Source organism: Rhodococcus sp. WS1, assembly GCF_003797745.1.
GTDB classification, from domain to species: Bacteria; Actinomycetota; Actinomycetes; order Mycobacteriales; family Mycobacteriaceae; genus Rhodococcus_F; species Rhodococcus_F erythropolis.
This window is the reverse complement of the sequence record NZ_RKLZ01000001.1, coordinates 522,857-548,310: the sequence shown is the minus strand read 5'-3', so window position 1 is coordinate 548,310 and position 25,454 is coordinate 522,857. Positions and strand designations below refer to the sequence as shown.

Genomic DNA, 25,454 nt, shown 5'->3' with positions numbered 1-25,454 from the left:
CCACGAATTCGCAGACCGCCGGTAGATGTGGATACTGGAACGAATGCACGGGCATCAACTCCTGACGCGGCTCTCGCGTATGTCACTCGAGCACGGACACATCACCGCAGCGCTGCTCGTTGGTTCCGTCCTCGTCGGCGTCGGCACGCTGCTTTTGCTTCGGTGGTTGCCGCGTCGGGCCGTGCTTGTCGCACTGGGCTTGTCAGTGGTCGGGTCCGCCGGCGGCGCGATGTTCGTGTGGCTCAGCTTTCGGCCGTTGCCCGCGCAGCTACCCCTGTCGAGTTTTGTGTGGATAGCGTTGGCGATATTCGGAGTCATCGGCGCGGCGCTTGTTCTCCTTCGGCGTCCAGGACTGGCCCGCGGCCTTTCGGTGACGGTGTTGGCCGGTCTGGCCGCGATCGTCGCGGTGGGTCAGGTCAATGCCCAGACCGGCACTTACCCCACGCTCGGATCACTGGTCGGGCACTGGCCGGTCGGCTCGGTCGAGCACGTTGCTTTCGATTCGCTCCCCGGGGCCGAATCTTGGCTACAGCGGGGACTTCCCACCGAAACTCATTGGGAGGTTCCGGTGCGGATGCCGAGCAACGGCGTCGTGACGGAAGCGTCGATTCCGGGAAACATCTCGGGTTTCGACGCGAGGCCGGCGACGTTGTATCTCCCGCCTGCATATCTTGCCGATCCACGTGCGGAGTTGCCCGTACTGGTGTTGGTGGCGGGTGAGCCCGGCAGCCCCAGCGACTGGCTGGACAGTGGCCGTCTCGCGACCACAGTCGACGCCTATGCGTCGAGGCATTCCGGGCTTGCTCCCGTGGTGGTGGTGCCCGACGCGTTGGGGGACTACGACGCCAACCCCGGCTGCATGGATTCTGCGCTCGGCAACGTCGCGACGTATCTGGACCAGGACGTCCCGAACTGGATCGAATCGAACCTTCAAGTGAATCCGGACGCTGCGCAATGGGCTATCGGTGGGTTCTCCTACGGCGGGACGTGCGCGATCGAGATGGCCGTGAACTTCCCGGACCGATACCCGTCGTTCCTGGACTTCTCCGGCCAGGACGAACCGTCGACCGGTGACCACGAGGACACTGTGGCTGCGATGTTCAACGGTGACGAAGACGCTTTCGACGCGGTCAACGCCCGAGACCTGATGGCGCAGAATCGGTATCCGCAGTTGTCTGGTGTATTCGTCGCGGGTGAAGACGACGACATCTACCGCCCTCAGCAGGAGATCATGTTCGAGGCTGCGCGCGCCGCCGACATGAACGTGGACTACTACACCCTTCCCGGCGGGCACTCGGGTGATGTGTGGGGCACTGCTCTGGAACTCGAAATGGACTGGCTGGGCCGGACACTCGCACTGACTCCGTGAGAGTGTCCGGCCCGCTACACAGCACCGACTGACATCAGGTCAGGCGTCGAGATCAGCGGCTACCAGTTCGGCGACCTTGGCGAGTGCGTCGGCGTCGTCGGACTCGATGGTGACTTCGGTGTCCTTGGCGGCTCCGAGCGTCATGATCATCAGTGCCGAACCTGCATCCACCGGTTCGCCGTCGGCGACTGCGAGGGTGACCGTGGCGCCGGAGGCTCCGACTGCTTCGGCGATGAGAGCGGCGGGGCGGGCGTGGAGGCCGACTGCGGAACCGACGGCAACTGTCTTGCTGGGCATGGGATCTCCTCGTTGTGGATCTATCGGTGCGGACGTTGTGGGGTCTTTGGGCGGATTTGGTGACAACAGTGGTGACTGCAGCGTTGCTTGCGGTCGATCATGCCGCAGCGGGCACGATTTCGGGGTCGAGTTCGGCATCGGACGGCCCCTTGCGGAAGAACTCCTTGGCTCCGACGACGGCGAGCGCAGCTACCACGGTTCCCGCGGCGAGCGAGACCAGGAACCAGCCGATTCCGCCGACTGCGAAGAAGACGAAGATCCCGCCGTGCGGGGCGCTGAGAGTGACGTCGAAAGCCATGATCAGCGCACCGGTGACGGCGCCGCCCGCCATCATCGAGGGGATCACGCGAAGCGGGTCGGCAGCGGCGAAAGGAATCGCGCCCTCGGAGATGAATGCCGAGCCCAGCAACCAGGCAGCCTTTCCGTTCTCACGTTCGGCTTCGCTGAAGAGCTTGGGACGCAGCACCGTCGAGGCAAGTGCCATGGCCAGTGGCGGAACCATACCGGCAGCCATGACTGCCGCCATGATGCGCAAAGTGGCCGGGTCGTTGACGTTGAGTCCGGCTACAGCGAAGGCGTAAGCCGCCTTGTTGACCGGTCCGCCGAGGTCGAAGCACATCATCAGGCCGAGAATGATGCCGAGGAAGATGGCCGAGCTGCCGGAAAGTCCGTTGAGCCAGTCGGTGAGACCGGAGGTGATCGCGGCGAGCGGACGACCGAGGACGATGAACATCAGTGCTCCGACAACCAGCGTCGCGAACAGCGGAATGATCACCACCGGCATCAGGCCCCGCAGCCACTGCGGGACGGCGATCCGGCCGATGTAGAGCGCGACGACGCCGGCGATGAGACCACCGACCAGGCCGCCGATGAATCCGGCACCGACAAACACGGCGACCGCGCCGGCTGTGAAGCCGGGAGCGATGCCAGGCCGGTCGGCGATAGCGAAGGCGATGTAGCCGGCCAACGCGGGAACCAGGAAGCTGAATGCCAACGAACCGATCTGGAACAGCACTGCGCCGAGATAGGTGGCCAGACCACCGTCGGGAAGGTTGGTGATCGAGTTGTTGAGAACGATGTCCTTGGCAGGACCGGAGATCTCGTATCCGCCGAGCAGGAAGCCGAGTGCGATCAGCAGACCGCCGGCCGCGACGAACGGGATCATGTAGCTGACACCGGTCAGGAGGACCTGACGGAGGTGGGTGCCGAACCCTACGGAACCGGCATCGGAATCCGCGGCCGCGGCGGCGGTGCCGTCCACGGTGGCGGCGGCGGGATTCTCGGAGGCGCGCAACGCTTCTGCAAGCATCTTGTCCGGCTCGTTGATCGCCCGCTTCACACCGGAAGCGACAACGGGTTTGCCGGCGAATCGTTCGCGGCCCTTCACTCCGACGTCGGTGGCGAAGATGACCGCGGCGGCTCCGGCGATGACGGAAGGGTCAAGGGGGGTGCTTCCGCTCGAGCCCTGCGTTTCGACGTGAACCTTGACCCCGGCGCGTTCACCCGCGGCGACGAGTGAGTCCGCAGCCATGTAGGTATGAGCGATTCCGGTCGGGCACGCGGTGACCGCGACGATGTGACGCTCCGCGGGCGTTGGAGCCGGGGCCTCCTCGGTGGAGTGTTTCCCAGTGGAAACAGGAGGGGTGGGTGTGGCTGCCGCAGCTTTTGCTAGAGCATCCTTCGGCGCGGGATTGAGTACCTCGTCGACCAGTCTCACGATCTCGTCCGGCGTCGACGCCTCACGAAGCGACGTGACAAACGCGGGTCGGACGAGCGCTCGGGCCAAGGACGAGAGCAGCTTCATGTGCTCGGCTCCGGCGCCTTCGGGTGCCGCGATCAGGAACACCAGATCGGCGGGGCCGTCGGGTGCACCGAAATCGACCTTCGGATCGAGTCGAGCAAATCCCAGGGACGCGGACGAGACGGCCTCGGCGCGGCAGTGGGGAATGGCGATTCCGCCCGGCAGTCCGGTCGCGGACTGCGCTTCGCGAGCGAGTGCGGCATCGACCAGCCCCGCGGCGTCGCTCGCCCGTCCCGCTGCAGTCAATCGCGCTGCGAGAGAACGAATGACATCTTCCTTGGTCGTACCCAGGTCGGTGTCGAGTGAGATCAGTTCGGGACTGATGATCTCGGGGCCGGAACCGCCGGCTGCGTTGGTATCGGACATGTCAGGTTCCTTAGGGCGTCAGGCGAGTTCGGTGGGGACGGGGATGGGAGAGGAGGCATCGGCTGCAGATACCGAAACCGCTGCCAGATTGATCTGTTCGGGCGTGGGAAGGGTTGTGCCGGGAAGGGATGCAGCGGCGCTTCCGTAGGCGACCGCGTGACGTAACCGCTCGGATTCCGAGCCGCCTCCCGCTTCGGCGAGGATGTAGCCGGCCAGCGAAGAATCGCCTGCGCCGACGGTACTGACTGCGACAATCGGGGGAGCGGTGGCGATCCACGCGCCGTCGGCGGTGACGAGGACAGCACCTGCTGCGCCGAGCGTGGCGAGCACACTGCCGACGCCGCGGTCGACCAATCGCTGCGCCGCCGTGATTGCAGGCCCGGGATCACCGTTCTCGGCAGCACGTTCGAGGACGTGGCCGTCGACGCCGGTCAGTTGTGCGAGTTCCTCGCCGTTGGGTTTGAGCAGGTCGGGTGCCGAGCCGGGGAACGCTTCGGCGAGTGCCGTCAGCGGGGCGTCCGAGGTGTCGACCGCCACCTTGCACGGGTGATCGCGCAGCGCCGCGACAAGCTCGCCGTACCACCCGAGCGGAACGCCGGGGGGCAGTGAGCCGGACAGCGCGAACCACAGTGCGGTATCGGCGCGGACAATCAACTCCTGTGCCAGGGCGTCGAGCGTCGAACCGGACAGCGTTGCGCCGGGTTCGTTGATCTTCGTCGTTGTCCCGTCCGGTTCCGCGATGGTGATGTTGGTGCGAGCCAGACCCGTTGTGGCGACACCGATGTGGGGAATCCCACCGGCTGCCAGCGCCGAGAGCAGAGGGTCCCCACCGTTTCCCGGTAGAACCGCGAGAACGTCGAGGTCGGCGGCGGCGAGAACACGCGCGACGTTGACCCCCTTGCCGCCGGGGTCGCTGCGAGTGGAGTGGGCGCGTAGGACGGAGCCTCGTTCGAGCCGTTGCTCGAGTTGCACGGTCCGATCGATACTCGGGTTGGCTGTCAGTGTGACGATCATGCGATCACCACCTCGATTCCGTGGTCGTGGAACTCGGATGTGTCTGTGGGACTGATCTCTTCGTCGGTGATGAGGACGTCGATGCTGTCGAGCGGGGCGAAGCTGATCAAGTGCTCGCGGCCGACTTTGGTGGAATCGGCCACCACCACAACGTGATTGGCGGCTTTGACCATTGCTCGTTTGACGGCGGCCTCTTCGCTGTCCGGAGTGGAGAGTCCGTGCCCGACGCTGATCGCGTTCGTTCCGATGAAGGCGACGTCGACTCGCAACGTGCTCAGCAGGCGTAGGGCGTCCTCGCCGACCACGGCTTGAGTCACCCCGCGTACTCGACCGCCGAGCAGTATCAGGGAAATCGAGTTCATCGATGCCAGGCGTGCGCCGATCGGGACGGAATTGGTGACGGCTGTGAAGTCGTTCTCGGTCGGCAGTTCGGGGATCATGCGGCCCGTGGTCGTGCCCGCGTCGAAGATCACGCTGCCGCCGGTGGGAGGGAGGTAGGTGACCGCGCAGCGGGCGATCCGGTCCTTCTGTTGCGCGCGGGTCTGATCGCGTTCCGCCATGCCCGGTTCGGTGACGTGGAGGGATCCGGTCGGAACGGCGCCGCCGTGTACACGCCTGATCTGTCCGATCCGCTCGAGGAAGGCCAGATCGCGACGCACGGTCTCGGTGGTCACACCGAAGGTCTCCGACAGAGCCGCCACGGACATGCGTCCGCGCTGCGACACCATGGTGCCGATCGCTTGTTGGCGTTCTTCCGCGTACACGTGCTCTCCGATTCCGAAGTGTGATCCGACGGTGCGTTGTGGATCACAGTGAATGTTGCTTTATGTTGTTTTACGCCCGAGTGTGTTGACATGTCAAGACTTGGGAGTAATCTTCGTCACAACGAAGGTGAGGGCTTTACGCGCTCGAGGTGATCCGGTGTGACACCGGGCCCATCGCTCAAGGAGGACAGATGACCGAACAGCTCAACCGAATCACCGTGCACGGCACCCCCGTGGTGCCTGGAATCGCCTACGGCCCGGCGATCTGGCCGTCCAGCCGACCAGAACTCGTCACCGATGCGCCGGCACTCGACGAGGCCGATCGAGAGGCCGCCGTGGACGCCTTCGTCGCAGCGGCGAAGGCTGTCGAGAACCGCCTTCTCGGACGGGCCGCCGAAGCTACCGGCGCGGCCGCAGAGGTTTTGCAGGCCAACGCGGCGATGGCAGCTGATCGTGGCTGGATCGGGGCGGCCAAGAAGTCGATCGCCGGCGGAGTGCCCCCGGTGCAGGCTGCGATCGCGGCGACGGAGCAGTTCGTGGTGCTGTTCACCAAGGTCGGCGGTTTGATGGCCGAGCGCGTCACCGACCTCGAGGACATCCGCGACCGCGTGATCGCCGAACTCTCCGGATTACCCGAACCTGGAGTTCCGATGCCCGAGACACCGTCGGTGCTGTGCGCGGACGATCTGGCTCCTGCAGACACCGCGGGCCTCGATGCATCCAAGATCATCGGACTCGTGACCATCTACGGCGGCCCGACCAGCCACACGGCAATCATCGCGCGGCAGTTGGGCATCCCGTGCATCGTCGCCGCGAAGGAATTGGAATCCATCTCGGCAGGAATACCGATTCTGATCGACGGAACAACCGGCGACGTGATCGCGGAGCCGGATCCCGGGCACGCGCGTGAACTGGTCGAACAATCCCGGATCGATCGCGAACGCGTCAGCACCTGGACCGGACCGGGCCAGACGGCGGACGGCCGGCCGGTAGACGTTCTCGCCAATGTTCAAGACGGCGCGGGCGCTCGCGCCGCGGCGTCGACTGCTGCGGGGGGCATCGGGCTCTTCCGGACCGAACTCTGCTTCCTCGGCCGTGAGACCGAACCGACCGTAGACGAGCAGGCGGCGATCTACGCCGAGGTTCTCGAGGCCTTCGCAGGAAAGAAGGTCATCATTCGCACGTTGGACGCGGGTTCGGACAAGCCGCTCAAATTCGCCAACCATCAAGAAGAAGCGAATCCGGCACTCGGCGTTCGTGGGGTCCGAATCGCCTGGCAGGACATGGGAATTCTCGACCGCCAGCTCGACGCGATCGCGGCAGCCGCGGCGTCGACCAACTCGTCCCCGTGGGTCATGGCACCGATGATCGCCACCCCGGCCGAGGCGAAACGTTTTGCCGATGCGGTGCGGGCACGCGATCTTGTTCCCGGTGTGATGGTGGAGATCCCGGCGGCGGCGCTGTTGGCCGACCAGATTCTCGAACACGTCGAATTCCTCTCGATCGGTACCAACGACCTCGCTCAGTACACGATGGCCGCTGATCGGATGTCCTCCGAACTCGCCGACCTGACCGATCCATGGCAGCCCGCGGTGCTCGCCCTTGTCGCACGTACGGCCCAGGCAGGTCAGGCGGCAGGCAAGCGCGTCGGCGTCTGCGGTGAGGCGGCCGCCGATCCACTGTTGGCGTGTGTTCTGGCCGGACTCGGAGTTTCCTCGCTCTCCTGTGCTGCGGCGTCGGTCGCGGGTGTGGGCGCGAAGGTCGGATCCGTCACCATGGCGCAATGTGAGGCGGCTGCGGCAGCGGTGCTGGCAACCGGTGATCCGGTGGCAGCGCGCAAAGCGGCGGCTGACGCAATCAGCTGAACTGGTTTGATCGGTCTCGGTCGGAGACCGAGCGCCTGACCTCTAGTATTTCGACCTGTGATCGAACGAGAAACAATGACCGGGGCCGGCGGAATCGGCTGGACTGTCCACGGAGACGGCAAGCGGATCGCCGACGGAGCCGTCGTGGCGCCGGACGAACGACTGAGTTGGCCGCGCACCATCGGAATCGGGATGCAACACGTCATCGCGATGTTCGGAGCGACACTGCTCGTTCCGACCATCACCGGCTTCCCCGTCACGACGACGCTGCTGTTCTCGGGTATCGGCACCGCGCTGTTCCTGCTCATCACCCGGGGCCGGATCCCGAGCTATCTCGGTTCGTCCTTCGCGTTCATCGCCCCGCTGACAGCGTCGGCAGGATCGGGCCCGGCCGCGCAACTCGGTGCCGTCATGGCCGTCGGCATCGTGTTGATGTTGATCGGCGTCGCCGTACGTCTGATCGGCAGCCGGGTCATCGACGCCGTCATGCCGCCGGTGGTGACGGGCGCTGTCGTCGCGCTGATCGGTCTCAACCTCGCTCCGACGGCGGTCGGCTCCTTCGAATCGCAGCCGCTGATCGCCACGGTGACGCTCGTTTCGATCCTGCTGGTCACGGTCGTCGGTCCCGGGTTGCTCGGCCGGCTGGGCATTCTGGTCGGCGTCGTGATCGGCTGGGTTTTCGCCGCGGTCATCGGCGGACTCGACAGTGAACGAGTGTCCGCTCTGCGCGAAGCGGACTGGTTCGGGCTGCCGAGTCTGCACGGACCGTCGTTCGACTGGTCGGTGATCGTGCTCGCGCTCCCCGTGGTGATCGTTCTGGTCGCCGAAAACGTCGGACATGTCAAAGCGGTGTCCGCCATGACTGGTAAGTCCCTCGACGATCTGGCCGGCAATGCACTGTTTGCCGACGGTCTCGCCACTACCTTGGCGGGCGCCGGTGGCGGATCCGGAACCACCACGTATGCCGAGAACATCGGTGTCATGGCAGCGACGCGTGTGTACTCGACCGCCGCGTACTGGGTAGCCGCCGCTACCGCTGTGATCCTGGCATTTTCGCCCAAATTCGGCGCACTGGTCTTCACGGTTCCGAACGGCGTCATCGGCGGCGCAACGATGGTTCTCTACGGCCTCATCGGCATTCTCGGTGTGCGCATCTGGATGGAAGCGAAGGTCGACTTCACCGATCCGGTCAACCTCACGGTCGCCGCGGCAGCGTTGGTCGCCGGCATCGGGAACTTGACGCTGACCATCGGTTCGGTCGAGTTGGGCGGCATCGCCTGGGGATCGATCGGCATCCTCGTCGCGTACCCGATCATGCGATATCTCGCCAAATTCCGTACTTCAAGTAACAGATAACCGCTACAGTCACGAATCGTGATCGTTCGGGTCATCGACGGGTATCGCAACAGGTTCTACCGTCGGAGGCAGTGACGTGGGCCCGCGCACTTCGGCGTGCCCAGTCTCAGCGAATACACCCCAGCGGGTATATCCCCAGCGGGTACATCACTGAAGTGCCATATATCGAATTGCAAGGAGTCGGCGTGGAGCGCACCCTGTTCGAACCGGAACATGAACTCTTCCGGGAGTCGTACCAGAAGTTCTTGGCACAGCACGTGGCACCGAACCACGAGAAGTGGGAAGAGCAGAACATCGTCGATCGTGACGTCTGGGTCGAGGCCGGAAAGCAGGGCTTCCTGGGAACTGCGGTCCCTGAGGAATTCGGCGGCGGCGGTGTCAAGGATTTCCGCTACAACGCGATCATCACCGAGGAAACCACCAAGGGTGGGTTCAGCGGTATCGGCTTCACGCTGCACAACGACGTCGTGGCACCGTACCTCCTGGAGTTGAGCAACGAGGAGCAGAAGCAGCGTTGGCTACCCGGATTCGCGTCGGGTGAGCTGATCTCGGCGATCGCGATGACCGAACCGGGTACCGGTAGCGACCTACAGGGCATCAAGACGAAAGCGGTTCGCGACGGGGACCACTGGGTCCTCAACGGTTCGAAGACCTTCATCACCAACGGAATCAACGCCGACATCATCATCGTTGTCGCGTGCACCGACCCGGACAAGGGTGCTCAGGGCTTCAGCCTCCTCGTGGTCGAGCGGGACATGCCTGGCTTCGAGCGTGGACGCAACCTCGACAAGATCGGCATGAAGGCTCAGGACACCGCCGAACTCAGCTTCACCGACGTACGCGTTCCCGCTGCCAACCTGCTGGGCGAAGAGGGAATGGGCTTCTTCTACTTGATGAAGAACCTTCCCCAGGAACGACTCTCGATCGCCGTCGTTGCCGCTGCCGCAATGGAATCGGTTCTCGAGAGCACGATCCAGTACTGCCGCGACCGCAAGGCATTCGGCAAGTCGATCGGTAGCTTCCAGAACACCCGATTCGTACTGGCCGAATTGGCAACGGAGACCACGGCAGTGCGCATCCTGGTGGACAAGTTCATCGAGCAGCTCAATGCCGAGAAGCTGACCGTGCAGGAAGCTGCGATGGCGAAGTGGTGGACCACCGAAGCTCAGGTCAAGCTCATCGACCGCTGCCTCCAGTTGCACGGAGGCTACGGCTACATGAAGGAATACCCGGTTGCCAAGGCGTACATGGACTCTCGTGTGCAGACCATCTACGGTGGCACAACCGAGATCATGAAGGAGATCATCGGACGTTCGCTGAATCTCTGATTCGGGTGATGGACCGCTGATCGTCACGAAAAGACTTTGGGCCCCGGCTGATGCCGGGGCCCAGAGTTTTGTGATCGAGGGTGCGAGCGAATTCAGATCTTCCGCATGACGGTGACAACCTTGCCCAGGATGACGGCGTTGTTGCCGGGAATCGGCTCGAAGAGTTCGTTGTGCGGCATCAGCCACACCTCCTTCTTCGTACGCTTGAACGTCTTCACGGTGGCTTCGCCGTCGATCATGGCGGCCACGATGTCACCGTTCTCCGCCACGTTCTGCTGACGGACCACAACCCAGTCGCCATCGCAGATCGCTGCATCGATCATCGACTCGCCGACAACCTTGAGCATGAAGAGCGAACCCTGGCCGACGAGTTCGCGGGGGAGTGGGAACACGTCCTCTACCGCTTCCTCGGCAAGGATCGGTCCGCCGGCAGCGATGCGACCCAGGATGGGGACGAACGCCGGCTCCGGTAGCGGGTCGGCACTGTTGTACTCGCCGGAATGCTTCGACACCGACGCGATGGCGGTATCGGCCGCAACCTCGTCGAGACCTCGAACATCGACTGCACGAGGGCGATTGGGATCGCGTCGAAGGAAGCCCTTGCGCTCCAACGTTCGCAGTTGATGTGCGACCGACGACGTGGAGGTGAGCCCCACCGCATCACCGATCTCGCGGATGCTCGGCGGATACCCGCGCTCCGTCACCGAATCGCGGATGACTTCGAGAACGCGCCGCTGACGCTCGGTGAGCGTCTCGCTCGACGGAGACGGAACTGCAGAAGCTCCTGCCTCCGCGGCTGTGCTGGAGCGATCGTCCTTCATGGCCTGTTGCCTCCGTGTCTGAAGAAGTCGTGTCTGTAAAGGCTGTGTCTGAAAAAGTGCCTGGTGCAAATCGCGCAGAAACCTGTCGGTGCCTCCTGCCAACATTCGAGCTGTCGACAAACACGGAGGCTTTCGCAATTCCCGCTGTGTGGTCTGACACGAATCTAGCCGGATTTGCTCGCGGTTTCAAACATCTGTTCGATTCGTGTCGCTTGAAGTAGAGACATTGTCGGCCAGGCGTGGTAGAAATTCGAACATGCGTTCCATCGAACGCATGATCGAACACATCGATCGGTGTCGACCAGCGGAGGTCACGATGGGTAACGCAGCACTGAGAAGCAACAGGGTTTTCGACGACGCGATTGGTGACGACGCGATTGGTGATGACGCGATTGGTTTCGACGGCACGTCGGCGTTGAAGTACCACCCCTCGTTCTATGGGCCCGATGGTGGATCCGACGCTGACGGTGTGTCGTTCGAACGGCGCGGCACGGCCGAAATGCGGGGCGTGGCCAGGTATGTCGACAACGACCCGCAGGCGGCCGTCGTTCGTCGTGTTCCGGCGGTGGGCGCGGTTTCAGGTTCGCGTTCATTGCGTGAATCTCCTCGCCGGTGGGACGGCGAGCACGATTCGTCACGCCCGTACGGAGGAAGTTTCGCGCACCGAAACAGAGTCGGTGTCTCACGGGTCGAACATGAAGTGGCTGCCGAGGACGTCAGTTGGAAGACAGTGTTCCTTGGCGCCGTAATCACTGCACTGGCAGTGTTGGCGTTGGTGGGGATCGGCGCTTTGTCGAGTGGTGATGGCGCTGCGACAAACGGTGCGACCGAAGTGGTTCGTGTTGCTGCGGGTGAATCCCTCAGTGATATTGCTGCCAAGGTTGCGCCTGGCCAGGCTGTCGGCTCGGTGATCGAGCAGATCATGGATCTCAATGCGATGTCGAGTTCCGGACTGTCCGTTGGGCAAACGCTGATCGTGCCGGCCTCGGGCCGCTGACCGTACCCCGTGCCAGGCGGGGGCGTACCGAGCGTGAGAGCAGTCGGTTCACAGCGAGTAAGCTGTCCACTTGACAGTCCCACCACCTCGGGTGGTCGCGTTGAGTACGTGGATCTGCTCTGTAAATCGTCGGAGGATTTGCAGTCGGTAGCGAATCTGAGTTGCGGCCATTTCGGCGACAACGAAGGAACCCCGATGCATTGCCCGTTCTGCCGGCACCCTGATTCCCGAGTGGTCGATTCGCGCGAGGCCGACGAGGGCCAGGCGATCAGGCGGCGCCGTTCGTGCCCCGAGTGTGGCCGCCGATTCACCACGGTTGAGACGGCAGTTCTCTCGGTTGTGAAGCGCAGCGGCGTGACGGAGCCGTTCAGCCGAGAAAAGGTGGTCAAAGGAGTGCGTCGCGCATGCCAGGGCCGCCAAGTGGACAACGATTCGCTGAATTTGCTGGCCCAACAGGTCGAAGATGCCGTACGTGCTTCGGGTTCTGCCGAAATTCCCAGCAACGAGGTAGGGCTCGCGATTCTCGATCCGCTTCGAAATCTCGACGAGGTTGCATACCTGCGATTCGCATCGGTGTACAAGTCCTTCAGTTCTGCCGCGGATTTCGAACGTGAGATCACCGACATGCGCGAACATGCCGAGACCCGTGCTGCCGACAAGGCTTCCGGCGCCGAGACCGTTTCCGTCGACTGAGGCCTTTGCCTTAGATAACGCTGAGAGCACAAAGCGGCCGTAGGTAACGCTGAGAACACAAAGCGAACAATCGAACAAATCGGGCAAGTTATTCGCTTAGTGTCGACCAAGTACGTTCGTCCGCATCTCGGATCTTCACGGAGGCGTTATGAACTTAGTTGCAGTTCTCGGAGTCGTGAACAGCCTGGTAACCCTCGGGTTCGCCAACACTGTTGCCACCTTTGGTGGTTTCCTCACCAACGTCAACATTCAGACAATCTACTGATCGCGCAATTCTCGCCGAACGTCAACGCTTGATCGCTTCGATAGCTTTCAGGACTCGCTTTTCGGAAATCGGTGTGGGTGTACCGAGGGACTGCGCAAACAGGCTCACGCGCAGTTCTTCGATCATCCAGCTGATCGAGTCGACATCTCGAGCAGTGCGACGCTCTTCGGGAAGTGAACTCAACAACCGGTCGTACGCTGCGTACACCCGGTCGAGGACGTCCATCGCCTGCTGATCTCGTTGTGCACTTGCGGGTAGAGCTTCGAGACGGAATTTTGCTGCGGCAAGATACCGCGGCAAATCGCGTAGGCGGGCCGAGCCCAATTCGGCGACAAATCCCGGAAACAGCAGTGAGGTCAACTGTTCTCGGACGTCGTCTGCTGCTTCGCCGCGGGAGCGGTCCAGAACGACGCTCAGTTGGTGTGCTTGTTCGAGGATCGGAACAATCATGCGCAGGATCGCGGAGACGCGTCCGGCCAGTTCGGAGCGTGCGATCTTCACCAGGGCGTCGAACGCCTCAGGCGTGCGTACCGGTCCGCCGTGGGCAGCTATCACTTCGTTGGCAGCTGCCACCCGGCAATCTTCGACGAGGGCCTCCAAGCCGCCGTCCGGATTCTGGCCGAGAGCCAGACGCTGAGTGTTCGACAAGCCGGCGGTCACGGCCTTGAGTTGGGTGGGAACGGCCGCGAGAAGAAGCGCCCGAGTGCCTTCCCGCATCGCCTGCGCCTGCGCAGCCGGCGTACTCAGGACACGAACGGCAACTCCGCCGTTTTCCGGCACCAGTGCTGGGTAGCCGGTTACCTGCTGTCCGCCGATGGAGCGAGTGATGGTCGGTTCCAGTGCGCCGAGCGTTTCGGATGTCCAGACGGTTGCCGCTGCCCGTTCGGTACCGGTTGCCGCCTTGGCCACTTCCTTCTGTACGCGCGGGGCGAGCGTGCGTCGTAGCTGCGCCAGATCCTTACCCTTCGCGAGAACCGTGCCCGATTCGTCCTCGACGACAAATGTCATCCGAAGATGGTCGGGCAGCGCGGCGGGATCGAAGTCCTTGGCGTCGATCTGGATCCCGCCCAAGTGCGAGAGTTCGCGGGCCATTGCGGTCATCAACGGCTCGGATCGAGGTTTGACTGCTGCCAATGCTGCGGCGGCGTAGTCGGGTGCGGGCACGACAGCGCGTCGGATGTTCTTGGGCAACGTCTTGATCAGAGCAGTAACCAGATCGACGCGCATACCGGGGACCAACCAGTCGAAGCCGACCGGCTGAAGTTGCGCGAGCAGGCCGACCGGGATGTGCGCGCTGACGCCGTCGTCGTCCTTTCCGGGCTCGAATTGGTAAGTGAGCGGAAACTGCATGTCGCCCTGGCGCCAGGCGTCCGGGTACTCGCCGCCCAGTACTGCAGCCGCGTCGGAGTTGACCACCGTTTCCGGCGTGAAAGTCAGCAGACTCGGATTCTTGCGCCGCTCGGTCTTCCACCACTGGTCGAAATGCTTGGCGGATACGGCTTCCTGGCCGATACGTTCGTCGTAGAACTCGTAGAGAGTTTCGTCGTCGACGAGGATGTCGCGGCGGCGCGCGCGGTTCTCGAGTTCCTCGACGTTGTCGAGCAGTGCACGGTTCTCGTGGAAGAACTTGTGGTTCGTCTGCCATTCGCCCTGCACGAGCGCATGGCGGATGAAGAGATCGCGAGAGGCCTCGGGATCGATTCGTGAGTACGTCACTGCGCGGCCCGTCACCAGAGGAACTCCGTAGAGAGTGACCCGCTCGTATGCCATCGCCGAGCCGCGCTTGGAGGACCAGTGAGGTTCGGAATAGGTCCGTTTCACCAGGTGCGGGGCGAGCTTTTCAGCCCACTCGGGTTCGATGCGCGCGGACATGCGAGCCCACAGTCTCGACGTTTCCACGAGTTCGGCGGCCATGACCCAGCGTGGTGGCTTCTTGAACAGTCCTGATCCGGGGAAGATCGCGAAGTGGCTGCCCCTGGCGCCCAGGTAGTCCCGCTTCTCGCCCTCGCGTAGCCCGATGTGCGAGAGCAAACCGGCGAGGAGTGACTGATGGATCGCGTTCTCGCTTGCGGGTGTCTCACCCACCGTCCAGCCGAGGCCGCGGGTGATCTGCCGGAGTTGCCCGTGCAAATCCTGCCATTCGCGGATGCGGAGCCAGTGCAGGAACTCGTTCCGGCACATCTTGCGAAACTGGTTGGAGGACAGATCGTTACGTTGTTCGCGTAAGTAGTCCCACAGTTTCAGGTATGCCAGGAAGTCGGAGTTCTCGACGTTGAACCTGGCGTGCTTTTCGTCGGCGGCCTGCTGGAACTCGGCGGGCCGCTCGCGAACGTCCTGGATGGACAACGCCGCGACGATGACAAGGGTTTCGTGAAGGCAACCGTTGTTCTTGGCTTCCACCAGCATTCGTGCCATCCGCGGATCCACCGGAATCTGGGCCAGCTCGCGGCCGACCGGCGTCAGTTCGGGGTGGCTTGCCTCGGAACCTCGCGCGATGGCGCCGAGTTCTTCGAGCAGTCCGATTCCGTCCTTGACGGCGCGCTGGTCCGGCGGTTCGACGAAGGGGAAGGCAGCGATGTCGCCCAGACCGAGGGCCGTCATCTGCAAGATGACGGATGCGAGATTGGTCCGCAGGATTTCCGGCTCGGTGAACGCCGGCCGTGACTCGAAGTCCTCCTCGGAATACAGGCGGATGCAGATTCCTTCGGCGACGCGGCCGCAACGCCCGGAACGTTGACGAGCTGACGCCTGCGAAATGGGCTCGATCGGCAATCGTTGAACCTTGGTGCGCACCGAATATCGCGAAATGCGCGCGGTTCCCGGATCGACGACGTACCGAATGCCGGGAACGGTCAACGAGGTCTCGGCCACGTTGGTGGCAAGGACGACGCGTCGGCCGGTGTGCGGCGAGAACACTTTGTGTTGCTCGGCAGCAGACAGTCGCGCGTACAGCGGGACGATTTCGGTGTTGCGAAGACGCCGATCGCGTAAAGCGTCTGCGGTGTCGCGAATTTCGCGTTCGCCGGAGAGGAAGACCAAGATGTCGCCTTCGCCCTCCGCGCTCAGCTCGTCGACCGCCTCGCAGACCGCGTCGACGGGATCACGGTCGAAGGTGATGTCGCCGGACTCGACGGTCAGTGGCCGGTAACGCATTTCGACGGGGAATGTTCGACCGGATACCTCGACTATCGGCGCGGGCTTACCGTCGACAGCGAAGTGCTTGGCGAAGCGTTCGGGATCGATGGTCGCCGACGTGATGATGACCTTGAGATCGGGTCGGCGGGGGAGCAGCTGAGCCAGGTAACCGAGGATGAAGTCGATGTTGAGGCTGCGTTCGTGCGCTTCGTCGATGATCAGCGTGTCGTAGCGTCGGAGCATACGGTCGCGCTGAATTTCGGCGAGGAGAATGCCGTCGGTCATGAGCTTGACGTAGGTGCGGTCCGAGACCTGGTCGGTGAACCGCACGGTGTATCCGACGGCGTCGCCGAGTTCGGTGTCGAGTTCTTCGGCGATACGTTCGGCAACGGTGCGTGCTGCCAGTCGGCGAGGCTGTGTATGTCCGATCAGGCCGCGGACGCCACGTCCGAGTTCGAGACAGATCTTCGGGATCTGAGTTGTCTTACCCGAGCCGGTCTCGCCGGCGACGATGACAACCTGATTCTCCGAGATCGCGGTCGCGATGTCGTCCTTGCGCTGACTGACGGGCAGAGCTTCCGGATACGAGACTGCGGGAACATTGGCGGAGCGTGCCGCCAACCGTGCGCGCGCCGTTTCAATTTCCTCGGCCAGCGCCACCAAAGCGTCTGGTGTGCGGGCACGGTCGAGTTTGCGACGGAGTCGACTCTCGTCGCGGAGTGAGACCTGCGCCAGCGCGCTCTTCAGGTCACTCCGCTTGGGGGAGAGTGGGGCCGGTGGTGTTGTAGACATGCTGATGACAGCCTATCGAACGCGTTCACAACTACCGCTCGCAGATCGTTTTGATGTGCAAATATCGACCAGTGACGACAAATACCGCAAATGAGGCAGTTACACCGGTCGCGTCGACGCCTGTTGCCGTGCGAGTACTTCGCTTGTTGTTCGCGATCTACGGACTCACGGCGCTGCTGTGGATTCCGATTCGAAACGCCGACGGATTCTCGTTGTCGAACTATCTGAGCTACTTCACCATCGAGAGCAACATCCTTGCGGTGATCGTATTGCTGGTCGGCGCCCTTCGGGATCCGCAGTCTCGGACATGGCAGTCGGTTCGCGGTGCGGTGACGCTCTACATGGTGATCACCGGAATCATCTACGCCGTTCTACTGGCCAATATCGACGTCAATTTGAACGACGCGTGGATCAACTCGGCGCTCCACCGCATTCTTCCGCTGGTGATGCTCCTCGACTGGGTGTTCTTCGCTTCGAGGCACAGGATCTCCGAAATCCGCTCGCTGCAGTGGCTGCTGTTTCCGGTGATCTACGCGGTGTACACGTTGATTCGAGGGCCGATCGTCGACTGGTATCCGTATCCGTTCATGGATCCTCGCCACCAGGGCTATGTGGCCCTGTTCATCGGATTTGTCGTACTGGGCATCGCGATGGCCCTGATGGCGTTGGCGGTCAATGCCGTCGGACGGCTGGGAGCCGGGCTACGCGGACGGAACGCTGCGAAGTCCTAGTGGATTGCCGGAGGCGAGCACCTGCTCGAGGCGGTCCACGTTCGGGTGCTTACCGGGGTTCGCCCGCGCGTCCTCGGTGTGTTCGGCAAAGATCGTCAGTCCTGCCGAGGCGGCTTCGGGTGTGAGCGCGCCGTAGACCTGAGCGAGATGGTTGTACACCTTGACCGAGCCGGACTTTCCGGGCTTGTTCTCGACGGTGTCGATGACGGTTCCGTCGGCGTCGAGTACCTCGATGGCGGCCAGATGATCGATGGTGGGCAGTGCGGCGAGATTGTCGGCAAAAGTCATGGTCGACAGATTACGTGTGTACCCGGAAATGCCGGTGCCCGGCGAGCGCCGTCGTCCGCCGATTCCCGGTGTCGATATAGTCGCAGCACATCGTTTGCACACCAGCATCGTTTGTATTCGAAGGGGACAATGATGGCTTCGGCATTGTGGCACGGGTTCGCGGACATGGGCGCTGTGGAGAAGAACGGCGCGTTTGTCGTCTCTCGCGGTGAGGGCGCGTACATCTGGGACCGCGAGGGCACTCGGTATCTGGATGCGACGGCGGGCCTGTGGTTCACCAATGTCGGGCACGGGCGCACGGAGATCGCGGATGCGGTGGCGGCTCAGTTGTCGAAGATCGCTCATTTCTCGAATTTCGGTGATTTTGTTCCCGAGACCACGCAGGTGTTGGCGGAGCGGTTGGCGACGATCGCGCCGGTTGCCGGGAGCAAGATCTTTTTCACTTCGGGTGGTTCGGATTCGGTGGACACTGCGGCGAAGCTCGCTCGCCGGTACTGGCACGAGGTGGGGCAGCCGGAGAAGGTGATCATCGTCGGTCGTCAGAAGGCGTACCACGGAATGCATGTTGCGGGAACGGCTCTGGCGGGTATTCCGGTGAACCGTGAGGGTTACGGCGAGTTGATGGCGGATGCGGCCACGGTCGGCTGGGATGATGCGAAGAGTCTGCTCGAGTTGATCGAGAGGATCGGTGCGAACAAGATCGCCGCGTTCTTCGCGGAGCCGATCATCGGTGCCGGTGGGGTGTATCTTCCGCCGGAGGGGTACCTGGCCGAGGTGCGCGACATCTGCCGCGAGCACGACATTCTGTTTGTCGTCGACGAGGTCGTGACCGGTTTCGGTCGTATCGGCGGCGAGTGGTTCGCGTCTACTCGTTTCGATTTGCAGCCCGACATGATGACCACGGCAAAGGGTTTGACGTCCGGTTACGTTCCGATGGGTGCGGTGTTCATCGCGCCGCGGGTGGCGGAGCCGTTCTATGCGGGTTCGTGGTGGCGTCATGGTTACACGTATGGCGGGCATGCCGGTGCTGCTGCGGCGGCGATGGCGAACCTCGACATTCTCGAGCGTGAGAATTTGCTTGGGGAGTCGAAGCGTCTGGAGGCGTCGTTGCATACGCATCTGCAGCCGTTGGCGGAGCATCCGCGGGTGGCGGAGGTTCGTAGTGGACTGGGTGCGGTCGCTGCGGTGCAGTTGGCTGATCCGGCGGAGGCGTTGCCTTTCGTGAAGACGTTGCGTGAGCACGGTATTTCGGGTCGTGCGGCGGGTCAGGGTGCGATGCAGATTTCGCCGACGTTCGTCATGACCGACGATCAGGTCGCGGAGATGGCAGCAGGGATCCTCGCAGCTCTCGGATGAGTTCAGTTGCGGCGCCGGAAGAGTTTCTCGATTCGGCGCCGCACAGCGTTGGGTGCAGGTTCGAGTTCCAGAACCTCTTGTTCCGACTGCTTGGCGTAGGCCTGGGTGTACCGCTCGTGCAGTACCGAGCGAATTTCGTCCGGAGAGTAGGCCCGACGCTGGCGTTCGCCGCGCGCAACGAGAACCCCGGTGGCGGCAACGCCCATTGCACCGGCGAGGCCGACCAGTTTCCAAACGTGCGAGGCGCGCAGAGGAGTAGGGAGTTTCATCCCTCTACGCTAGAGGCATGGACCGACGATTGCTTTCGCAGGTGAGTCTCGAGGAGGCCGCCGCGGCGACCCGCACGGGCGACATCTGGATCTTCCGCGGAGAGTCGACGGCGGACCGGGCCATCCAGACGCTGACCAACAGCCCGGTCAACCACGTCGGAATGTCGGTCGTGATCGACGACCTTCCGCCGCTGATGTGGCATGCGGAACTCGGTCACTCGCTGCAGGACATGTGGACCGGACGCTTCCAGCGTGGTGTCCAACTGCACGATCTGCGATCGGCGGTTCAGGTCTGGGGCGCCAAGTACGGGCAGCGTGGATGGTTGCGCCAGCTCGACCACGAAGTCACCCGGGAGCAGGAAGACGCTCTGCTCAAGACGATCGCACGGCTGGACGGTACGCCGTTCCCGTCGACGGCCAAGCTTGCCTCACGCTGGTTCGGAGGCCGAATCCCGAAGCTGCGCAAGAAGTCCGACGTGTCCGCAGTGGCCGTCGAGAGCGCCTACTGCGCCGAAGTGGTTGCCAAGACCTATGAGGCGATGGGTCTGCTTGTCGGTAACCGTCGTATCAACTGGTTCGATCCGGGCAAGTTCTGGAGTGGAGATCAGTTGCCCCTCGCGCCGGGAGTTGCGCTCGGTGACGAGATCTCGGTGTCACTCAGCGCACGTGACCTCGAGGCCGGACGCAATCCCGCCGGGTACTCACAAGGTTCGTGACGGCTCGGCGACGACGCGGCCGCCGACTTCGAGCCACCCTTCCGGAGAGAAGGTGGTGTGAAGCACCGATCCGCGTCCCTGGGTGATGAGCAGTGATTTCCTCAATCGGTCCGTGATGCGCAGCGCTGCAGATCCGGTCGCCTCGTCCTCGGCGATTCCCATCACCGGTGCGAACATGCGTGCGCGGATGGCAGCTTCGAGCTTGTCCTGCCATGCCCACAGATACGAATGATCCGCCTCGTAGTCGGACGGATCTGCGTCGATGACGTCGTCGACCGTGTCCATCGGATAGATCGCGAATTCCGGTGCCCATTCGGCACGCGCGCGTACCCACGTCAAAGCGCCGGATTGGCGGACGTCGACACTGCCGGCAGGAACGTCGAGGGCGCTCACGCGACGGCCCTGTTCGCCCAGCCACCACGTGGCACCGACGGTCGGGTGTCCGGCGAAGGGGAGTTCTGCTGCCGGAGTGAAGATCTGGACCCGCGCACGCGAGGCGCCGTCATCCGGAACGTCGATGAAGATGGTCTCGCTGTAGTCGAGTTCCTTCGCGACGGCTTGTCGATCCGATTCTGCAACCGTGGACGCGTCGACGATTCCCAACGGATTCCCGTGCTTGCCGTTCTCGTCCGTGAAGACCCGGACCACACTCACCTCGATACCCATCGGTCCACCCTAGCGCGCGAAAAGCCCTCCCCACCTTCACGGTGGGGAGGGCTCGTCGAACTGCACTCAGGTCCGAGTGATCAGACCTGTGCGGCAGAGAGGATCTCGTTGGCTTCGACAGCCTGTGCGACGCCCGCGACGATGGAACCGGCGCGGATCGCTTCGAAGATGACCTCGCGGTCGACACCTTCCTGGCGGAGGGTGTTCTCGTGAGCTTCGAGGCAGTGGTTGCAGCCGTTGATCGCGGACACTGCAAGCGACCACAATTCGAAGTCGGCCTTGTCGACGCCCGGGTTGCCGATGATGTTCATCCGCAGGCCGGCACGAAGGTCGTCGTACTTACCGTCGAGGTAGCCCTTGGTGCGGTAGAAGACGTTGTTCATGCCCATGATCGACGCTGCGCCGAGAGCGGCGTTGTACGCCTCTGCCGACAGGTTGTCGGCAGCCTCGGAAGCAATCTCCTTGAGCGTGGACGCAGACTTGGTGGCTGCGGCCGTTGCGAGGAGCGTTCCCCACAACTGCTGCTCGTTCAGGACCGTCGTGCGCGCAATGGAACTCAGGTTGAGCTTGAGGTCCTTCGCGTACTCGGGAAGCGAGTTCTTGAGGTTCTCGACGCTCATACTCAGACGCTCGCAGTCAGGAGCTCGCCGGCGTTGATGGTCGGGTCGCCCTTCTTCCAGTTGCATGCGCACAGCTCGTCGCTCTGGAGAGCGTCGAGGACGCGGAGAACCTCGTCGACGTTACGGCCGACGGAACCAGCTGTGACGGAGACGAACTGGATCTCGTTGTTGGGGTCGACGATGAACGTCGCGCGGTCTGCAACGCCGTCGGCGTTGAGGACGCCGGTGGCCTCGGCAAGCTCGCGCTTGAGGTCCGAGAGCATCGGGAAGGGGAGGGTCTTGAGCTCTTCGTGCTGTGCACGCCACTGGAAGTGCACGAACTCGTTGTCGACGGAAGCGCCGAGAACCTGAGCGTCACGGTCTGCGAACTCTTCGTTGAGCTTGCCGAATGCAGCAATCTCGGTGGGGCACACGAAGGTGAAGTCCTTGGGCCAGAAGAAGACGATGCGCCACTTGCCTGCGTAGTCGTCACTGGTGACGGTGGTGAAGTAGTCATCGGGCTGCTGGGCATCGACCTTGGACAGGTCGCCGCCGATGACAGCCGTGAGGTTGTAAGCGGGGAACTGGTCGCCGATTGTGAGCAGAGCCATGTGTCTCATTCTCCTACGTGTCTCGTGAACAGGAATTTCTTGCGCACACGATCCGGCTGTTCGGACTGTGACGGCCGAACGTGCTGGATCGAGAGGGTTTGTCACCGTCAGCGGGTCGGACGGTTTCGACTGGAGTGTCGAGGTTGTGACCGGCGCTTTTTGGTATGAGTCCATTCTGCATCAAACCGTTCAAAAGGTAAAGGTGATGGGTGGCACTACACTGATAGGCATGTCTGATCAGACTTATCAACCTTCCTTGTCACAGCTGCGTGCCTTTGTGTCGGTGGCCGAGTACCGGCACTTCGGTACTGCCGCAGCACGTTCCGGTGTGAGCCAACCCACACTGTCGCAGGCGCTGGCGGCTCTCGAGGCGGGACTAGGGGTCAAACTGATCGAACGTAGTACGCGGCGCGTGCTCGTGACCGCGGACGGACAGCGCTTGCTCGGTCAGGCGAAGCAAATCCTCGAGGCTGCCGACGGTTTCGTCGCGAGCGCGGCCGGCTCCGGCGACTCTCTGACCGGACCGCTACGCATCGGGTTGATCCCGACCGTTGCGCCGTACATTCTTCCGGGGTTGTTGCCGGAGCTGCGCGAGAAGCTACCGTCGTTGGCGCCGCAAATAGTCGAGGATCAAACGGCGCGCTTGCTTGATGCCCTGCGATCGGGAGCGCTCGACGTCGCGGTGTTGGCGCTTCCTGCCGGAACACCTGGCCTGGTGGAAGTTCCTGTGTACGAAGAGGATTTCGTGATGGTCGTGCCGAACGATCATTCCTTGGCCGGACGTGTCGATCTCACGGCGGACGTGCTCGACGCGCTGCCGTTGCTCTTGCTCGACGACGGCCACTGCCTGCGTGACCAGACGTTGGATCTGTGCCGTTCGGTAGACGCCCATCCGCTTGCCGGCGACACGCGGGCTACCTCTCTCGCGACAGTCGTGCAATGTGTGGCCGGGGGACTCGGGGTGACTTTGGTCCCGGAATCGGCTGTTGCCGTGGAGGTTCGACGCGGGGACTTGTCGACGGCGCATTTCGCCTCGCCGGCTCCAGGTCGCACGATCGGCGTCGTGTTCCGCTCGTCGAGTGGCCGAGCAGAAGGATTCCGTCAGCTGGCCGAGCTGGTCCGTTCGGTCAGCCCGACGGTTCCTCGATGACGTAACTCGTTCGACGTCGACGTGAAAGCTAGTCGAGAGAGCCTTCTTTCACGGCAATGACGGCTCCGGGATTGAGAATTCCCAGCGGGTCGAGCGCATCCTTGACCTTGCGATTGAGGGCCATGACGTCTTCACCCAACTGTGACGGCAGCCAGTCGCGCTTGAGTCGACCGACCCCGTGTTCGCCGGTGATCGTGCCGCCGAGCGCGATGGCGAGATCCATCACCCGTCCGAATGCGATCTGTGCGCGTTCGGACATGTCCGGGTCTGCGGGGTCGAAGACGATGAGCGGGTGTGTGTTTCCGTCTCCGGCGTGCGCCACCGTGCAGATCAGGACGTCGAGGTCGTCGGCGATGGCTTCGACCCCGGTTACCAGCTGCGGGAGTGCGCGCATGGGAACGCCCACGTCTTCGAGAAGCAGACTTCCCATCGCGAGCACTGCCGGGAACACTGCCCGCCGTGCCGCCGCAAAAGCGTCACCTTCGGCCTGGTCATCGGTGGCGAATACTTCGGTGGCTCCGTTGTTTTCGCACGCCTGAACAATCGTCTCGATTTCCAGCACGCCGGCCGCGCCGGGTGCGTCGGACTGCGCGAGCAGCAGGGCGTGAGCCTTGCGGTTCAGACCCATGCGTACCGAATCCTCGACGGCATTGATGCTGGCATGATCCATGAACTCGAGCATCGCCGGACGCATGTTGCTGGTGATCGCCAAGACCGCGTCCGCAGCTTCTTGTACCGAGTCGAACGACGCGACGACGGTTGATGCGGGCGGCTGCGCGGGAATCAAACGCAACGTGATTTCCGTGATGATGCCGAGAGTTCCCTCACTGCCCACGAACAGTTTGGTGAGGGAGAGTCCGGCGACGTCCTTGAGAAGGGGACCTCCGAGGCTGACCGCTGTCCCGTCTGCCAGCACGACCCGGAGTCCGAGAACGTAGTCGGTGGTAACTCCGTACTTGACGCAGCAGAGTCCGCCGGCGTTGGTTGCTGCATTGCCGCCGATGGAACAGATCTCGAAGGACGACGGGTCAGGTGGGTACCAGAGTCCGTGCTCTGCGGCGGCGTTCTTGACCTCCGCATTCATCAAGCCGGGCTGAGTAACCGCCACACGGGCGACCGGGTCGATCGTGATCTGTCGCATTCGCTCGGTGCTGACCACTATGCAACCGTCGACGGCGCTGGATCCACCGGAAAGGCCCGAGCCGGCACCTCTGGGAACCACCGGTACGCGGTTGGCGGTTGCCCAGCGCATCACTGTTTGGATGTCTTCGGTGCACGTTGCGCGAACCACGGCAGCGGGATGGCCGGCGGTCGGGTCGGCGGCCCAGTCCTGGCGGTAGCCCGCGGTCACATCCGGATCCAGCAGGACGGCTCCCTCGGGGAGTGCCGCTACAAGTTCGTCCAAGGCGTACGAATTTTCGACCGTCATCACTCCATCATGCGTCCGGCAGCGCCGCTGAGGTCCTGACTTGGTCAGATTTGGGCGCGGCACCGTTGCCCTGGCCCCTACCGGGCCGCATCTTCTGGCCAGCCGGGGTAGTTGGGGAGGACGAGGGGTGGGGCGAAGTCGGTGCTCATCCGGAGTCGATTCCCGTCGTGACGCGATTTGAACCAGTCAGAGCAAGTCTCCTGTTGCACACGGTCGCTGGTGGAGCTGGTGAATTTGTCGACGATCCAGCCGCCGAAGACGTCCCCTTCCGGTGCATTGCGGGGCCCTTCGAATCGAGGGTAGGGGGTAGCTGTAGAAGCGGTGTTGTGCATCCAGATCTCGTAACTACTGCTCGGGAGTCGCGACGAATCCGGTTTGCGGCCGTCGTAATCGGTATCGTAGGCGTCGGAGCAGGCGTAAGCGACGACGGTCGAATCGCCAGGGTATCCGGCGGGAATTGTTTGAATACTCAAGATCCGGTTGATGCTGGTACCTCGGTAGACGCGTGGTGGTGTGTCTGCGGGTTCTCCGTAGCGGCGATCGCGCGAGACCGTTCCACGAGTGTTCGCAGTGATTCTCGAGAACCCGTGGTAGGCGTCGCTGCGATCGCCACCACTGTCAACGATGTAGTCGGATTCTATGAATGCTCGGATTATGGTGGCCTCTTCGCTGAAGAGGTCGATGCCGGGGTCTGCGAGCCATTGGTTGTGATAGTCGGTCATGTAGCTCGGTAGTACATAGACGTTTGACGCGGCGGGCGTGGTTGTGGCGCTGAC

Annotated in this window: 23 protein-coding genes; 10 read left to right on the top strand and 13 right to left on the bottom strand. The window is 63.0% G+C overall.

Annotated features, from left to right (window positions below):
• Nucleotides 1-43: 43 nt before the first annotated feature.
• Nucleotides 44-1,369: an alpha/beta hydrolase gene (locus tag EEB12_RS02425; RefSeq protein ID WP_256065007.1), complete on the top strand. Its 1,326-nt coding sequence runs from the start codon at nucleotides 44-46 to the stop codon at nucleotides 1,367-1,369.
• Between the two features lie 39 nt (nucleotides 1,370-1,408).
• On the opposite strand, the gene EEB12_RS02420 is transcribed toward EEB12_RS02425, so the two are convergent.
• From EEB12_RS02420 to EEB12_RS02405, 4 genes are all read right to left on the bottom strand, one after another.
• A complete protein-coding gene (locus EEB12_RS02420) occupies nucleotides 1,409-1,666 on the bottom strand; it encodes an HPr family phosphocarrier protein (protein ID WP_003942144.1) in 258 nt (85 codons plus the stop codon).
• Between the two features lie 97 nt (nucleotides 1,667-1,763).
• Nucleotides 1,764-3,833 carry a fructose-specific PTS transporter subunit EIIC gene (locus EEB12_RS02415; protein ID WP_141487351.1) on the bottom strand — a complete coding sequence of 690 codons (2,070 nt, stop codon included), beginning with the start codon at nucleotides 3,831-3,833 and terminating at the stop codon, nucleotides 1,764-1,766.
• An 18-nt stretch (nucleotides 3,834-3,851) separates the two neighbouring features.
• Nucleotides 3,852-4,847, bottom strand: coding sequence for a 1-phosphofructokinase family hexose kinase (locus EEB12_RS02410; protein WP_141487350.1), 996 nt, complete (start codon nucleotides 4,845-4,847; stop codon nucleotides 3,852-3,854).
• Complete coding sequence (locus EEB12_RS02405) at nucleotides 4,844-5,611, bottom strand: DeoR/GlpR family DNA-binding transcription regulator (protein WP_020969481.1); 768 nt, start codon at nucleotides 5,609-5,611, stop codon at nucleotides 4,844-4,846. Before EEB12_RS02405 ends, EEB12_RS02410 begins: the two co-directional genes overlap by 4 nt.
• A gap of 191 nt (nucleotides 5,612-5,802) precedes the next feature.
• Between EEB12_RS02405 and EEB12_RS02400 the strand changes: the two genes are divergently transcribed.
• The 3 genes from EEB12_RS02400 (at nucleotide 5,803) to EEB12_RS02390 (ending at nucleotide 10,160) form a co-directional block, all read left to right on the top strand.
• The gene (locus tag EEB12_RS02400; protein WP_019748212.1) at nucleotides 5,803-7,476 is read left to right on the top strand and encodes a putative PEP-binding protein; all 1,674 of its coding nucleotides are present in this window, start codon (nucleotides 5,803-5,805) and stop codon (nucleotides 7,474-7,476) included.
• Between the two features lie 75 nt (nucleotides 7,477-7,551).
• Nucleotides 7,552-8,832, top strand: coding sequence for a uracil-xanthine permease family protein (locus tag EEB12_RS02395; protein WP_020907537.1), 1,281 nt, complete (start codon nucleotides 7,552-7,554; stop codon nucleotides 8,830-8,832).
• Between the two features lie 185 nt (nucleotides 8,833-9,017).
• Nucleotides 9,018-10,160 (top strand): acyl-CoA dehydrogenase family protein, encoded by a 1,143-nt coding sequence (locus EEB12_RS02390; protein ID WP_019748214.1) that lies wholly within the window; start codon nucleotides 9,018-9,020, stop codon nucleotides 10,158-10,160.
• Between the two features lie 92 nt (nucleotides 10,161-10,252).
• Here the strand turns inward: EEB12_RS02390 and lexA are convergent, their stop codons facing one another.
• The gene (lexA, locus tag EEB12_RS02385) at nucleotides 10,253-10,981 is read right to left on the bottom strand and encodes a transcriptional repressor LexA (protein WP_020723648.1); all 729 of its coding nucleotides are present in this window, start codon (nucleotides 10,979-10,981) and stop codon (nucleotides 10,253-10,255) included.
• A gap of 256 nt (nucleotides 10,982-11,237) precedes the next feature.
• Here lexA and EEB12_RS02380 point away from each other — a divergent pair, with 256 nt between their 5' ends.
• Together EEB12_RS02380 and nrdR are read left to right on the top strand one after the other, a co-directional pair.
• The gene (locus tag EEB12_RS02380) at nucleotides 11,238-11,978 is read left to right on the top strand and encodes a LysM peptidoglycan-binding domain-containing protein (protein WP_019748216.1); all 741 of its coding nucleotides are present in this window, start codon (nucleotides 11,238-11,240) and stop codon (nucleotides 11,976-11,978) included.
• Between the two features lie 195 nt (nucleotides 11,979-12,173).
• Nucleotides 12,174-12,671, top strand: coding sequence for a transcriptional regulator NrdR (nrdR, locus tag EEB12_RS02375; RefSeq protein ID WP_020907539.1), 498 nt, complete (start codon nucleotides 12,174-12,176; stop codon nucleotides 12,669-12,671).
• A gap of 286 nt (nucleotides 12,672-12,957) precedes the next feature.
• Here the strand turns inward: nrdR and hrpA are convergent, their stop codons facing one another.
• Nucleotides 12,958-16,863: an ATP-dependent RNA helicase HrpA gene (gene hrpA / locus EEB12_RS02370; RefSeq protein ID WP_019748218.1), complete on the bottom strand. Its 3,906-nt coding sequence runs from the start codon at nucleotides 16,861-16,863 to the stop codon at nucleotides 12,958-12,960.
• A gap of 53 nt (nucleotides 16,864-16,916) precedes the next feature.
• Here hrpA and EEB12_RS02365 point away from each other — a divergent pair, with 53 nt between their 5' ends.
• A complete protein-coding gene (locus EEB12_RS02365; RefSeq protein ID WP_019748219.1) occupies nucleotides 16,917-17,594 on the top strand; it encodes a Pr6Pr family membrane protein in 678 nt (225 codons plus the stop codon).
• Here EEB12_RS02365 and EEB12_RS02360 read toward each other — a convergent pair.
• Nucleotides 17,565-17,882: a DUF2322 family protein gene (locus EEB12_RS02360; RefSeq protein ID WP_020907542.1), complete on the bottom strand. Its 318-nt coding sequence runs from the start codon at nucleotides 17,880-17,882 to the stop codon at nucleotides 17,565-17,567. The two genes, EEB12_RS02365 and EEB12_RS02360, sit on opposite strands and share 30 nt — an antisense overlap.
• A gap of 132 nt (nucleotides 17,883-18,014) precedes the next feature.
• On the opposite strand from EEB12_RS02360, the gene EEB12_RS02355 reads away from it, so the two are divergent.
• Nucleotides 18,015-19,238, top strand: a complete 1,224-nt coding sequence (locus EEB12_RS02355) for an aspartate aminotransferase family protein (protein WP_187326674.1) — start codon at nucleotides 18,015-18,017, stop codon at nucleotides 19,236-19,238.
• A 2-nt stretch (nucleotides 19,239-19,240) separates the two neighbouring features.
• Here EEB12_RS02355 and EEB12_RS02350 read toward each other — a convergent pair whose 3' ends face one another.
• Nucleotides 19,241-19,507: a hypothetical protein gene (locus tag EEB12_RS02350; protein WP_007732799.1), complete on the bottom strand. Its 267-nt coding sequence runs from the start codon at nucleotides 19,505-19,507 to the stop codon at nucleotides 19,241-19,243.
• Between the two features lie 17 nt (nucleotides 19,508-19,524).
• Here EEB12_RS02350 and EEB12_RS02345 point away from each other — a divergent pair, with 17 nt between their 5' ends.
• Entirely contained in the window at nucleotides 19,525-20,223 is a 699-nt protein-coding gene (locus EEB12_RS02345) for a hypothetical protein (RefSeq protein ID WP_019748222.1), read from the top strand.
• Here EEB12_RS02345 and EEB12_RS02340 read toward each other — a convergent pair.
• The 3 genes from EEB12_RS02340 to EEB12_RS02330 form a co-directional block, all read right to left on the bottom strand.
• Nucleotides 20,209-20,889 (bottom strand): PhzF family phenazine biosynthesis protein, encoded by a 681-nt coding sequence (locus EEB12_RS02340; protein WP_003942237.1) that lies wholly within the window; start codon nucleotides 20,887-20,889, stop codon nucleotides 20,209-20,211. The genes EEB12_RS02345 and EEB12_RS02340 overlap by 15 nt on opposite strands.
• Nucleotides 20,890-20,969: 80 nt before the next feature.
• Nucleotides 20,970-21,509 (bottom strand): carboxymuconolactone decarboxylase family protein, encoded by a 540-nt coding sequence (locus EEB12_RS02335; RefSeq protein ID WP_003942122.1) that lies wholly within the window; start codon nucleotides 21,507-21,509, stop codon nucleotides 20,970-20,972.
• A 2-nt stretch (nucleotides 21,510-21,511) separates the two neighbouring features.
• Nucleotides 21,512-22,099 (bottom strand): peroxiredoxin, encoded by a 588-nt coding sequence (locus tag EEB12_RS02330; protein WP_003942119.1) that lies wholly within the window; start codon nucleotides 22,097-22,099, stop codon nucleotides 21,512-21,514.
• Between the two features lie 229 nt (nucleotides 22,100-22,328).
• Between EEB12_RS02330 and EEB12_RS02325 the strand changes: the two genes are divergently transcribed.
• Nucleotides 22,329-23,249, top strand: coding sequence for a hydrogen peroxide-inducible genes activator (locus tag EEB12_RS02325; protein WP_020907545.1), 921 nt, complete (start codon nucleotides 22,329-22,331; stop codon nucleotides 23,247-23,249).
• A gap of 28 nt (nucleotides 23,250-23,277) precedes the next feature.
• Here the strand turns inward: EEB12_RS02325 and EEB12_RS02320 are convergent, their stop codons facing one another.
• Nucleotides 23,278-24,678 (bottom strand): FAD-binding oxidoreductase, encoded by a 1,401-nt coding sequence (locus EEB12_RS02320; protein WP_141487348.1) that lies wholly within the window; start codon nucleotides 24,676-24,678, stop codon nucleotides 23,278-23,280.
• Nucleotides 24,679-24,755: 77 nt separating this feature from the next.
• Nucleotides 24,756-25,400 carry a hypothetical protein gene (locus EEB12_RS02315; RefSeq protein ID WP_141487347.1) on the bottom strand — a complete coding sequence of 215 codons (645 nt, stop codon included), beginning with the start codon at nucleotides 25,398-25,400 and terminating at the stop codon, nucleotides 24,756-24,758.
• Nucleotides 25,401-25,454 lie beyond the last annotated feature (54 nt).